This window comes from Tenacibaculum sp. SSH1-16, assembly GCF_040104435.1.
Classification (GTDB): domain Bacteria; phylum Bacteroidota; class Bacteroidia; order Flavobacteriales; family Flavobacteriaceae; genus Polaribacter; species Polaribacter mesophilus.
In genome coordinates this window covers 17,220-30,306 of sequence record NZ_JBECOV010000006.1, presented here as the reverse complement: position 1 = coordinate 30,306, position 13,087 = coordinate 17,220, and the positions used below count along the sequence as shown (strand labels likewise).

Below are 13,087 nucleotides of genomic sequence, written 5' to 3'. Positions count from 1 at the left end.
GCTTTTAATCAAAAACTAACAACAATGAAAAAACTATTTATATACTCAATGTTACTAGTAGCGTTTGTAACAGTTTCTTGTAAAACAGAATCTTTACAAAGCTATTTGGTAGAAAGCCAAGAAAAGGAAGGCTTTATTACGTTTGATGTACCCGCTAGTGTATTACAGTTAAGTATGGATAAGGCATCTGAAGAAGATAAGCAAGCTTATGAAAGTATTAAAAAAATAAACATAACAGGAGTTCCTTATAAGAATTTAGATGAAGCTAGTTATGAGGCGGAAAAAGAAAAGCTGAAAGCTATCTTTAAAAAATCTAGTTATAAAGAATTAATGAAATTCAAAAAAGATGGAGCGAATGCAGCAATTTACTACATAGGAGATGCTGATGCTATTGACGAAATCGTAGCTTTTGGTTACGGAAAAGAAATGGGAGTGGGAGTTGCACGAATTTTAGGAGAAAACATGAATGTTGGAAAGATTATGGAAATGATGCAAAAAGCTAAGATGGATGCAGGGAATTTAGATTTAAAGCAATTTAAAATGATTTTCGATGATAAATCAGTAGAAACAGAATAAAAATTAATAGTAAGAATATAAAAAAGCCACCAGATTACCTGGTGGCTTTTTTATATATTTGGCAAATTTTCAAAAAAATTATATGAAAAATATTACTTTAAAGTTATTTTTAGTGCCATTAATTACGTTTTGTATATTATCGTGTGACACTGAAGAAAATGAAGAGTCTTTAGTTGATGAGGTAAAAATTAGTTCTTACAATATTGTCGATAATACAATAAATGGAGTAAGTACAAAGACAGAACTAGAGTTTCACAATACTAGCTATGATAACATTGTTTCTTATGGAATAAAATGGTTTAGAAAATCTAAAAAAGAATTCTATGAGAAAGAATACACAGGATTACGGTCAAGTTTTTTTGATGCGTCTATAACAGAGAAGTTATTAAAAGACTCAATTTATAAAACCTTTTCTTTTGTAAAGTTTAAAGATAAGATTATTACTAGTGATACATTAGAATTTATAAGCAATTTTACAACACCTATAGTTATTGATAGTATCTATCCTAAGAATGGTTTTATTTACGATACTTTAACAGTAAAAGGTAAAAATTTTTGTGATTCTGAATTTCGTAATCTAATTTATTTCAATGGAGGAGGATATAGACCTTTTTCAGTCTCAGACTCCATAATGAAAGTTGTTATCCCTCCATATTTAAAAACTTCTAACCTAAGTTTAGGAGTAAGAACTTGTGCAATAACCAAAAACATAAAAGACATATATACAATAAACGCCCCTATATTAGATTCTATTGAGTCTAAAGAAAGGTATGTAGGAGAAGTATTAAAACTTTATGGTAAAAATTTACACCATTCTATATCAGAGTTATGGTTAGATAATATTAAAACAGAAATTAAGTATACTGATTATAAAGATACTTTATTGGTTATAGTACCAAAGGGTTTATCAAAAGGGAAAGTAGATTTAAAGTTAAAAGTTTTAGATAGAATTACAGAGAAGAAAAGTTTTTATCAAACTACTAGTCCATATATTATTTCTACTGTCCCTGAAACAATAGGTTTTTTTGATATAGTTACGATTAAAGGAAATTATTTTAAACAAGGAAATGAAATTCCAAGAGTAACTATAGGAGGATCAAATCAAACTTTATTAAGTTACAATAAAGAAGAAATCAAAATATTAGTAAACAGATATTTTTATACCTCCAATCCAGAGTTAAAAATTGAGATTAATGGTTTTGTAGATGTAGCTACAGTAAAAATGAGAGCTCCAAAAATTTTAGAGTTTGGCAAACCAAAATATCACTTTACAGATGAAGTTGTTATTAAAACAGATGCTTTTATTGATAGAAATAATTTAAAAATAGGAAATACCCCTGTAAAGTATGGAAATAACTATCAAATAGATGATGATGGTGCTATAAAGATATCCTTAAACGAGTGGTTACATTTAAATACATATTACCCAAGTTTTGTTATGGAAGAAGAGGGTAAATTAAAAGTGGAACTAGAAAATCAATTTGGATATGACTCTTCTATGATACAAATTTATCCACCTCAAATTAACTCATTAGATAAAAAAGTTTACATGTACGCAGATAACGTTACTATTAAAGGAAACGACTTCGGATATGGCAGAATTAATAAAATTTATATAGATGGAGAGCTAGTTACAAACCCTAATAATTCTTCATATACAGTAAAGAATACCGAAATTAAATTTAGATTAGGAATTAATACAACTCCTGGTACACATAGATTATACGTAGAGGTTGGTGGACAAAAGTCAAATGAAGTAGAATATGAAATAGAGAAATCAGAAGTACATTCGGTTAGTAAAAATGAAGCTACAAGAAAAGATAATTATATCGTATATGGAGATAATATTGAAAGATTGTCCATTAAAGCAAATGGAGAAAATTGTGAAAATATATCGAGTAGCCCTACAAAATCTGAGTTTAAATTTCCTTATTACAGAAAACTAGAAGGTGATATAAAAATTACAGGATCTGTAGGAGATCAAAAATTTGATATAGCAACCTTAAAAGGAGTTGAGCCGCATAACCTGATCAATAATACGCTTGATAATATTAACCTTTTAGGAACTTGTATTTCTGGATCAAATTTTAAAGATTGGTATTTTATTAATTATTTAGGAGTCTTTAAATTTAATCACAGTTCTGAAAAATGGGATATGATTGATAACAATCCACCTCCTTTTTCAACTTTTATGGGAGAAGAAAGGGTGTTGACAGTTACAGATGCTGAATTAATATTACCTCTTAATGAATATATTTATAAATATGATATAATAAATAAAAGTTGGACTAGTCAAAAAAATGACATACTTGTTAATAAAGGAATCTTAATAGGAGATATACTTTACGGTATGGATTATAGTAAGTTATATGAATATAATGTAAAAACAAAAGAAAAAATTTATAGAGAAAAATTTAACACTTACAATTATGAAACAGTAACTTACGGAGACAATAAAATTTTTGTTAATCCTTGGCAAGGACAAGTATTCTATTTTGATATCATAACAAAACAATTTAATTATATAGGAAGACCAAGGAATCATTTTGGTACATATCAAAATGTAGCTTTAAAGTACTATAATGATAAACTTTATTATATAGGAGGTTTAACAGATGGAGGTAAAGAACATAGAATATATGAATATGATTTTACAGAAAATAATTGGAAAGAAAAAACCCCCATGCTAATTAAAGGCTTTGATAATTCTATACATATTAAAGATGGAGTCTTTTATATAGGTCTAGGAAAAGACTTATATGGCTATGATAATAAAACCTTAAATAAATATTATATAAATAAAGATTTATATTAAGTATATAAGAGCCATCAGATCATCTGGTGGCTTTTTCTTTTTAACGGCTCATTAACAAGCCTCCCAATAGAATTTCATATTTTTGAACTCTAAACAAAAACATATGAAATTTAACAAACTCCTTGTTTTTATCGCTGTTTTCTTTACAGCAAGCTTATTTTCCCAATCAAATAAAGTATATAGAGCTGAAAGAGATAAAGTTCATAATTTAGTTCATACGAAGTTAAAAGTAGATTTTAACTTTCAAGAAAAAGAAATGAATGGGGAAGAATGGGTAACCTTAACACCTCATTTTTATGAAACAGATAAAGTTACGTTAGATGCTAAAGCAATGGTTATTCATAAAGTAACAATGAATAATCAACCACTAGAGTATAATTATGACGACTATGAGTTAATTATCAACTTACCTCGTACCTATAAGCGAAACGAAGAGTTTACACTATATATCAAGTATACGGCGCGACCAGAAAGGGTAAAACAAAAAGGAAGTGCTGCTATTACATCTGCAAAAGGGTTGTACTTTATCAATCCAACAGGTTTTGATAAAAACAAACCAACTCAAATTTGGACGCAAGGTGAAACCGAAGCAAGTAGTTGTTGGTTTCCAACAATTGATGCTCCAAACCAAAAGACATCACAGGAAATTTATATGACTGTTCCGCAAAAGTATGTAACACTTTCTAACGGGAAATTAGAAAAACAAACTACCAATGCTGATGGAACTCGTACCGATTATTGGAATTTTACTCAAAAACATGCACCATATCTGTTTTTTATGGGAGTAGGAGAATATGAGATTATTAAAGATAAATACAAAGATATTCCTGTAGATTATTATGTAGAGAAGGAATATGCTCCGTATGCAAAAGATATTTTTGGGAATACTCCTGAAATGTTAGCATTCTTTTCAAAAATTACAGGAATTGAATATCCATGGAATAAATATGCACAAATTGTTGGACGTGATTATGTAAGTGGAGCAATGGAGAATACCACAGCAGTAATTCACGGGGAAAGAGCGTATCAAACACCAGGACAATTAATTGATGAAAACGTACAAGAAAACACCATTGCACACGAAGTTTTTCATCATTGGTTTGGCGATTTAGTAACTACCGAAAGTTGGAGTAACTTAACTGTAAACGAGAGTTTTGCTAATTACAGCGAGTATTTATGGTTAGAGTATAAATATGGAAAAGATGAGGCAGATGCACACTTGTTTGAAGATATTGAAGGTTATAAAAGCGGACAAAATTTTGATAAACATTTAGTTCGTTTTTATTACGATGATAAAGAAGATATGTTTGATGCGGTTAGTTATAACAAAGGAGGCGCTATTTTACATATGTTACGTAACTATTTAGGAGATGAAGCTTTTTACGAAGGATTAAATACGTATTTAACAGATAATAAGTATGGAACAGGAGAAGCGCATCAATTACGTTTAGCTTTTGAAAAAGTAAGTGGTAAAGATTTAAATTGGTTTTTCAATCAGTGGTATTTTAACAGCGGACACCCGAAGTTATCTATTTCTTATGACTTTAATAAACTAAGAAAAACAGTAACCGTAAATATTATTCAATCTCAACTTAATGAATTTAAATTTCCGTTTGCTATTGATGTTTTTGAAGGAAGTAAAAGAACAAGACATAACGTGTTTGTTGAAGGAAGAGATGCGTCATTTACATTTCCTTTTACAAACCATCCAGATTTAATTCAAGTAAATGCAGACGGGGTATTGTTGTGCGATATTAACGAAAATAAAGTATTGAGCGATTATATTCATCAATTAAAATATGCTCAAAACTACGTGCATAAAAGAGAAGCTTTGTTAGAAGTAGCAAAACATCAAGATGATAAAAAAGCGTTTAATGCCGTTGCAGACGCTCTGAATAACGATTTTTATAAGATTAGGATTTTAGCCTTGGAGAACATTAATTTAATCAATAAATATTCAAAAAAGAATGTGATTGATCAAATAATGAAAATAGCTCAAAACGATCCAAAAACGTTGGTACAAGCAGCGGCAATTGAAACGTTAGGAAAGTTAACAGATCCAGCATTAAAACCGGTGTTTGAAAAAGGGTTAGAAAGTAAATCATATTCTGTGTTAGGAAAGTCGTTGGTAGGAATGTATTATATCGATAAGCAGCTAGCCATTCAAAAATCAAAAACATTGCCTTTAGCAGTAAAAAAGATTATTGCAACACCATTAACGCGTATTTATTTAGAAGAAAATGATGATGATGAGTTAAGTTTCATTGCAAGTAATGTAATGTCTGGAATGTTTTTAAGTCCAAACAAGAAAATTCAATCATTGTATAAAAAAGCATTTGATAAGATTGGAAAAAGTAATAATACAGAGGCTATTCAAAACCTATCAGACGATATTGTAGCAAAAGGACTTCAATACAAACAATATAACTTTGATCAGGTAGGAGTTAACTTGTTACGTCAAATGGCTCAAATGCAAAAAACTAACAAACCATCAAATAAAGAAAAGCATCTTAAAGTTATTCAAATAGCTATGGCGAAGCTACTTGAATAAATTGTATAGTTTCATAAAGTTTAAGTTAAAAAGAATACTTAGTTTTGGCACAATAATTGAATTTTCTTGCGAAACTTAAACTTTATGAGAAAAACTACTTTACTACTTGTTTTATCAGTACTAGTACTAGCATCTTGTAGTAGTGTAAAAACTACTGAAAAGGCACTTAATTCTGGTAATTATGAGAAGGCAATTTCATTATCTATTGAAAAATTAGCTAAGAATAAAACCAAAGAAAAGAATCAACCACATGTGCTAATGCTTCAGGAAGCTTTTAGAAAAGCAACAGATAGAGATTTAGACAGAATTTCTTTTTTAGAAAAAGAGCAAAATCCTGAAAACTTTGAAACAATTTATACATTGTATCAACGTCTTAACAACAGACAAGAGCGAATAAAACCATTATTGCCATTACGAATTTTATCTTCTGGTAGAAATGCCAAGTTTAAACTTGTTAATTATACTGATGAAATTCTTGCGGCAAAAGAAAACTATGCTGGTTACTTGTATGAAAATGGTGTAGCCTTGCTAAATGAAGGATATAGAAATAAAATTAACTATAGAAGAGCTTTTGATGAATTAAGACACTTGGACAATATTAGTCCTAATTATAGAGATACAAGAAACTTAATAGAAGAAGCACATGCTAAAGGAATTGATTATGTACATGTTTCTGTTAGAAATAGAACAGATCAAATAATTCCAAAAAGATTAGAAAGAGATTTATTAGCGATTGATACGTATGGATTGAATGATTTATGGACACAATATCACGCCAAAAAGGATAGAAATATTCGTTATGATTTTGATTTAGAGTTAGATTTTACAGATATTTTAATTTCTCCTGAACAAGTACACGAAAAAGAAGTTATTAAAGAACGACGTATAAAAGATGGTTTTAAGTATTTAAGAGATAATAACGGAAACTATGTAAAAGACAGTTTAGGAAACAAAATAAAAGTAGATAAGTTTAAAAGAATACGTTGTAACTTTTATAAGTTTACACAATTTAAGAGTAGTAAAGTTACAGGTGTTGTAAAATATATTGACAATAGAACAAATCAGTTATTACATCGTTTTCCTATACAAAGTGAGTTTATTTTTGAACATATTTATGCCGATTATGATGGAGACAGGAGAGCTTTGGATAAATCGTTTATAGATTTACTCGATGAAACTTCGGTAGCGTTTCCTTCTAACGAGCAAATGGTATACGATACAGGAACCGACTTAAAACAGAAACTCAAACATATTATCACACGAAATAAGTTTAGAAATTAAAGTACTAAAGCTCCTGTAATCTACAGGAGTTTTTTTATTATATTTGAGTTATGGAAAAGGATTTAAACATCATAACTTTTGAATATCAAAGAACGAATAAAACGAGCTTATTTTTTAAGTTGTTAAGTGTAGTTTTAATCTTAATCTTTCTTTTGAATCCCCTGCACGAATTGATAGATGTTTTTAAAAGAGAGTATACACCAGGTTGGTGTTGTATGCTTCCGTGTCCATCTCCTTTTTCAGGTTATTTTTTTATATAAGTGGATTTATTCTCACAATTTGACGATACTCCTAAAAACTTACTTCCGAAAGATGGAACAGTAAACTACTACGGAATAGTTTTATCTAAGGAACTAGCAGACCATTATTACGAGGCTTTATTAAATTCTATTGAATGGCGCAATGACGAAGCTATTATTTTTGGAAAACGCATGGTAACCAAACGAAAAGTAGCTTGGTATGCCGAACAGCCTTTTGAATATTCCTATTCAAACATTACCAAAACAGCCTTACCGTTTACGAGAGAATTGTTAGCGTTAAAAGAATTAGTGGAAAAAGAAACTGGCGAAACCTACAACTCTTGTTTACTGAATTTATACCACGATGGTTCTGAAGGAATGGCGTGGCATAGTGACGGAGAAAAAGATTTAAAAAAGAACGGAGCGATTGCTTCGTTAAGTTTTGGAGCAGAAAGACGCTTTGGCTTTAAACACAAACAAACCAAAGAAACGGTGTACAAAGTATTAGAACATGGTTCGTTATTGGTAATGAAGGACGAAACCCAAACCCATTGGCTTCACCGGTTACCACCTACAAAAAAAGTCCACCGACCACGAGTGAACTTAACGTTTAGAACGATTGTGAGATAGGGGTATATAATAGTAAATAGTTTACTTTTATTTTCTTTAATATTTAGTCAATTTTTTCCAAAAGGAATTGATTATTACCTAAAACGGTTAAGTAGAACTTAGGAGGCATTCCCTTTTTCCAAAAAGCAAAATTATTTTCAATAAGCCACTCTCCGATTCTTTTATCTCTAAATTCCGGACAATCTTTCCAAAAACCACTTGTTATTTTTACCTTAAAGAAGCTGGAGTTTTCGATAGATAAATTAATTTCAGAGATGTTTTCTTCAAAAAAATCACGTCCTTTTACACCAACTCTAATTCCATATCCGTTTCCTTGTTGGTTATGTTTACCATCATTCCAAGCACTTACTGTTAATTTTTTCATTTAGATAATTTAAGTTCGAAAGTTTTATATTGAAAACTAATTCAAATATTGGTAGAATATAAAATAAAAAGAATAATTAAATTAAGTGTTTTTAGTTGTTGTTATTCCATGTAATTTTAAAACACCATTTTTAAATTCATATATTAATTCTTCAAAGTTTATATTTTCTATTAGTTGTTTTTCTTTTTCTTCTATTTCAAAACTCACCTTGGTTATCCAAGTATTAGAAATATTAGAAAAATCAGATTCAATCATTTTTTCATCTGATTCAATTTCAATTTCATAGTTTTCTGTTAATAGAATTATTTTTGCTCCTTTAGAAGTTTTTAAGTCTATTCTACTTAATAAAGTTGAATTCATGAATAAATAACCATTTAACTCCTGAAAACTTATCCAAAATTGCCCTTCTTTTGACTCAGCAATTTTAACACCAGAAATGTTTTTAATCTTTTCTTCAGTGTAGGTATCAACATGCAACCTTCGCATAGCTCTCATATTACCAAGAGCGGCTAATATCTTATCTTTTGTTTTTAAAATATTCATAGAGTAATTTTTACTTCAATATTAATAATAATTAACTTGTTCAAGTGTATAAGTCTGTTTTTGTAATTCATTAATCATAATTCGAAAAACTACTCCACTTCCTTATAAAAAGTCAATTCGTATTCTGGTAACAAATTAGGGTGTGTAATTTTTATCAAATCTTTTAATACCAAATCTGGTCGTACAGGAGAGAGTTCAAAGTAAATTAAACCACCGGTTTCTCCTTTGTTATGTCCAATAGAAAATATCTTGTTATTAGAAAATGCATCAAATTCTTTGTAATGAATATTTGCGGTAGTTAACTGTTCTTTGGTAGCATACAAGCCACAGTTAAACCAAAAATCAGCGTGTTGTCCTTTTTCCAATACACTTTCAAAACTTAGAGGTAAACTACCGGTTCCTTTCGTGTCTTTCCATAAGTAATTTAAGTTCGCATCGTTGTAAAACGTCGCAATAAAACTTTCACCCGCAGGAACATTCCAAACATCTTTAAACATGCTTCCAGATAAGATAGTAGGCTGTTTGTCACTGTTTTTAGCAATTTTTTTCGCTTTTAGATATTCCGCTTCTATGTTGTTGAAAATACTGTCAGCTTCCTTTTCTTTTCCGTATAATGCTCCGAAAAACTTAATCCATTCCGCTCTTCCTAAAGGGGTTTCTTCCAACCAATCTCCATTAAAAATGACAGGAATTCCCGTTTTTTTGATGTTTTGGTATAGTTTCGTATTTGGATGAAGCGCAAAACCAACAACCAATTCAGGCTCAATATCAATCAACTTTTCGGTATTCATGTCTTGCTCCAAGCCTAATTCAACAATGTTACCTTCGTCGATTCTTTTTCTTGTCCTTTTTGAAGAAACGTATTTGGTGTGCGGAAAACCAACAATAGTATTTTCAGCATTCAAAAGTTCTAACATCGGAATATGTGTAGTACTGGTAACCACCATTTTTTCAATAGGAACTTTAATTTCATTTTTAGAAAGGTTGGTTTTATCAGTAAGTGTGTAAGAAAAATATTCATGCGAGCTTTGAAAAGCTTTTTTAATCACTAATTTTTTCACTCCGTTTTCTGAAATAATATCAAAACCCTTGGCGTATTTTACGGTACTCTGTACAGCTTTCTTTTCGGTAGTTTTTTTAGTTTCTTGCTTACATTGTGTAAACAGAAGTAATAAAGAAAAAATAAGTAAATAACGTTTCATAGTAAGATGTTTTTATAGATGGAAGATTAGTGTATCTCCGTAATTTAGTTTTAGTTCGAATGATTTTTCCAACGGAATTTCATTCATATAAGCCCAAAGACTTCTCATCACACCCGCATGGGTAACAAGCACGACTTTTTGATGATTTTTGGTTGTTAATTCGGTTAAAAAATTGGTAGTTCTCTTGTGTAAATCGATATAAGATTCTCCGTTTTTAGCAGGAGTTTTTACAAAATCATTCATCCAAATATCGAGTTCTTTTTTATCAATATCGTTCCATTTTTGGAGCTCCCAATCACCAAAATTGAGTTCTTTCAATCGGTTGTCAAAAATTACGTTAGCTGAAAGTTTTTCAGCCAAAAGCTTACAACGTTGTAAGGGACTGCTATAATACCTTACATCAGCGTCGTTGACAGGAACTTTTTTTAGAATATCGCTCGCTTCTTCCTCAAAAGTAGTCGCAACCTTTATATCTGCTTGACCATAGCATATACCTTTGGCAATATCAGGTGTGGTATGTCGTACTAAAATAACTTCCATAAGGCGAGTAGACTTAGATAAAAAACAATTTCAGCTACTTGTTGCAAGGCACCAGCACAATCTCCTGTTTGACCGCCAATCCATTTTTTAAAGAAATGGCTCATATACAAATAGGTAACAAGTAGTGGAAGAAAGACTAAAAATACCGTCGGTTTTTGAAAGAAAAATAAGGGGGCTATTCCAAAAATGGCTGATATGAGTAGCGATTTATTACTCATTTGTTTGGTAGTTGGTTTTATTTTAGAACTATCAATATCTCTTACATATTCATGTGTGTACAACAATACAGTTGCGATAAATCGGCTAATACTGTGTCCTGAAATAATTACTAGAATTAAATTAACTGATAGGTTTTGTAAATGATATAGAGCTAAAAACTTTATAGCTAGGATAAAGACCAAACCGCTTACTCCGAAAGTTCCTAGTCTGGAATCTTTCATAATGGTTAAAATCTTTTCTTTGGTCCATCCACCACCAAAACCATCACATACATCGGCAAATCCATCTTCATGAAAAGCTCCTGTAATCCAAATAGAACTAATCATACTAATTACAATCGCAATATCCGTAGGAAAAATATAAGAAGAGGCAAAATAGGCTAGTGCTGCAATACTTCCGACTACAATTCCTACTAAAGAAAAATAACGACTGCTTTTGTTGAGTATTTCAGGAGAATGATCTACCCATTTAGGACACGGAATTCGTGTAAAAAACAATACAGCAGTTAAAAAATAATGGATTTGTCTTTTTATCATAACTAGGCTTCACTAACATTGGCACTTTTAAAAGTAGCCATTTCGTTTAAAAAGTTTACACTCGATTGAATAATAGGAAATGCAACCGCACAACCTGTGCCTTCACCTAAACGTAAACCTAAGTTTAAAAGTGGTTCAGCGTTTAAAAATTTTAACATTTTTTGATGCCCTTGTTCACCTGAATTATGACAAAAAATACAATAGTCTAAAATATCAGATTCCATAGCATGAGCGGCCAATAGGGCAGCAGTAACAATAAAACCATCAATAAGTAAAGTCATTTTTAAAGAAGCAGCTTCTAACATGGCTCCACACATCATTACAATTTCAAATCCGCCAAAAGCAGTTAAGGCTTCCATAGGTGTTGAAATAGAATCGGCGTGTAACTTATAGACTTCACATAATATGTCGATTTTTGTTTGTAGTCCTTTATCATCAACTCCAGTTCCTCTACCTACACAGTTTTCAATAGGTGTATTGGTAAAATAACTCATTAACAAAGCCGCAGATGACGTATTGCTAATACCCATTTCACCAAAACCAATAACATTGCAACCTTCACTATACACCTTTCTTACCAATTGTCTTCCTTTTTCTAAAGCTTCTTGGCATTGTTTTGAAGTCATAGCTTTGGTAGTACTATAATCTTGTGTTCCCTTTGCTATTTTGGCATTGGTAAGCTGTGGATGTGTTTCAAAATCAGCATTCACACCAGCATCTACAATATTTAAATGAATGTTATTCTGTTTACAAAACACATTAATAGCAGCACCTCCTTGCAAAAAGTTAAATACCATTTGTTGTGTAACTTCTTGTGGGTACGGACTCACTTTTCCTGTGGTAGCAATTCCATGATCTCCTGCAAAAACCATAATAGTAGGTTTTGAGAGTACAGGTGTAGTGGTATTTTGAATTAAACCAATTTGCATGGCGATTTTTTCTAAACTTCCTAAAGCACCAATAGGTTTGGTTTTGAAGTTGATTTCTTCTTGAAGTTCGTTCTGTAAATCTTTTGATAGAGGAGTTATTGTTGTTGTCATGTGTTATTTTAAGGTTAAAGGGAGTCCGGATACCATAAAAGTTGCTTTATCAGCCAATTTTGCTATGTGTTGGTTCGTCCAGCCTTGTAGTTGTGTAAACTTTCTTCCAGATTCAGAATTGGCATGTAATCCCATACCAATTTCATTAGAAATGATGATAATATTGGCGTCTATTCCAACCAATTTATTGATTTCTTCTTTGGCAATTTCTAACGCCTTTTCAATATCATATTTTGTGTCTACAAAGAAGTTCGTTAACCATAGTGTAACACAATCAACAACGAAAGTTTGTTTTTCAGAAATTACGTTACTTAACCATTTTTCTTCTTCAACAGTGGTCCAACGTTTATCTCTATCAGAAATATGTCTGTCAACTCGTTGTTTGAAATCTTCATCCCAAATACGAGAGGTGGCTAGGTAAATAGGGGTGTCAGATAAAGATTCGGCTAGCTTTTGAGCATAGCTACTTTTACCTGAGCGTTCACCTCCTGAGATATAATATATCATGAAATCGCATTTTTTGTTGACACAAAGATTGGAAAGATTTTTAA

Annotated in this window: 12 protein-coding genes; 5 read left to right on the top strand and 7 right to left on the bottom strand. The window is 30.9% G+C overall.

The features are described from left to right. Window positions 1–24: 24 nt before the first annotated feature. The 5 genes from ABMY20_RS09540 to ABMY20_RS09520 all read left to right on the top strand — a co-directional run bounded on the left by ABMY20_RS09540 (window position 25) and on the right by ABMY20_RS09520 (window position 8,092). Window positions 25–576: a DUF4252 domain-containing protein gene (locus ABMY20_RS09540; RefSeq protein WP_349265154.1), complete on the top strand. Its 552-nt coding sequence runs from the start codon at window positions 25–27 to the stop codon at window positions 574–576. An 82-nt stretch (window positions 577–658) separates the two neighbouring features. Then, window positions 659–3,391, top strand: coding sequence for an IPT/TIG domain-containing protein (locus tag ABMY20_RS09535; protein WP_349265153.1), 2,733 nt, complete (start codon window positions 659–661; stop codon window positions 3,389–3,391). Between the two features lie 103 nt (window positions 3,392–3,494). Beyond that, window positions 3,495–5,942, top strand: coding sequence for a M1 family metallopeptidase (locus tag ABMY20_RS09530; protein WP_349265152.1), 2,448 nt, complete (start codon window positions 3,495–3,497; stop codon window positions 5,940–5,942). 84 nt (window positions 5,943–6,026) lie between these two features. Further along, window positions 6,027–7,223, top strand: a complete 1,197-nt coding sequence (locus ABMY20_RS09525; RefSeq protein ID WP_073183889.1) for a hypothetical protein — start codon at window positions 6,027–6,029, stop codon at window positions 7,221–7,223. Between the two features lie 260 nt (window positions 7,224–7,483). After that, window positions 7,484–8,092 (top strand): alpha-ketoglutarate-dependent dioxygenase AlkB, encoded by a 609-nt coding sequence (locus ABMY20_RS09520; protein ID WP_299033501.1) that lies wholly within the window; start codon window positions 7,484–7,486, stop codon window positions 8,090–8,092. A gap of 43 nt (window positions 8,093–8,135) precedes the next feature. Here the strand turns inward: ABMY20_RS09520 and ABMY20_RS09515 are convergent, their stop codons facing one another. From ABMY20_RS09515 to ABMY20_RS09485, 7 genes are all read right to left on the bottom strand, one after another. Further along, entirely contained in the window at window positions 8,136–8,456 is a 321-nt protein-coding gene (locus ABMY20_RS09515) for a hypothetical protein (RefSeq protein ID WP_047788709.1), read from the bottom strand. A gap of 81 nt (window positions 8,457–8,537) precedes the next feature. Beyond that, window positions 8,538–8,999 (bottom strand): hypothetical protein, encoded by a 462-nt coding sequence (locus ABMY20_RS09510; RefSeq protein ID WP_047788710.1) that lies wholly within the window; start codon window positions 8,997–8,999, stop codon window positions 8,538–8,540. Window positions 9,000–9,088: 89 nt separating this feature from the next. Beyond that, entirely contained in the window at window positions 9,089–10,201 is a 1,113-nt protein-coding gene (locus ABMY20_RS09505; protein ID WP_349265151.1) for an ABC transporter substrate-binding protein, read from the bottom strand. Window positions 10,202–10,213: 12 nt separating this feature from the next. Further along, window positions 10,214–10,741 carry an alpha-ribazole phosphatase gene (gene cobC / locus ABMY20_RS09500; protein WP_349265150.1) on the bottom strand — a complete coding sequence of 176 codons (528 nt, stop codon included), beginning with the start codon at window positions 10,739–10,741 and terminating at the stop codon, window positions 10,214–10,216. Beyond that, window positions 10,726–11,496, bottom strand: a complete 771-nt coding sequence (locus ABMY20_RS09495; RefSeq protein WP_349265149.1) for an adenosylcobinamide-GDP ribazoletransferase — start codon at window positions 11,494–11,496, stop codon at window positions 10,726–10,728. The genes cobC and ABMY20_RS09495 overlap by 16 nt, the downstream gene beginning before the upstream one ends. Window positions 11,497–11,498: 2 nt before the next feature. Then, complete coding sequence (gene cobT / locus ABMY20_RS09490) at window positions 11,499–12,536, bottom strand: nicotinate-nucleotide--dimethylbenzimidazole phosphoribosyltransferase (RefSeq protein WP_349265148.1); 1,038 nt, start codon at window positions 12,534–12,536, stop codon at window positions 11,499–11,501. Between the two features lie 3 nt (window positions 12,537–12,539). Next, the gene (locus ABMY20_RS09485) at window positions 12,540–13,043 is read right to left on the bottom strand and encodes a bifunctional adenosylcobinamide kinase/adenosylcobinamide-phosphate guanylyltransferase (RefSeq protein ID WP_349265147.1); all 504 of its coding nucleotides are present in this window, start codon (window positions 13,041–13,043) and stop codon (window positions 12,540–12,542) included. Window positions 13,044–13,087 lie beyond the last annotated feature (44 nt).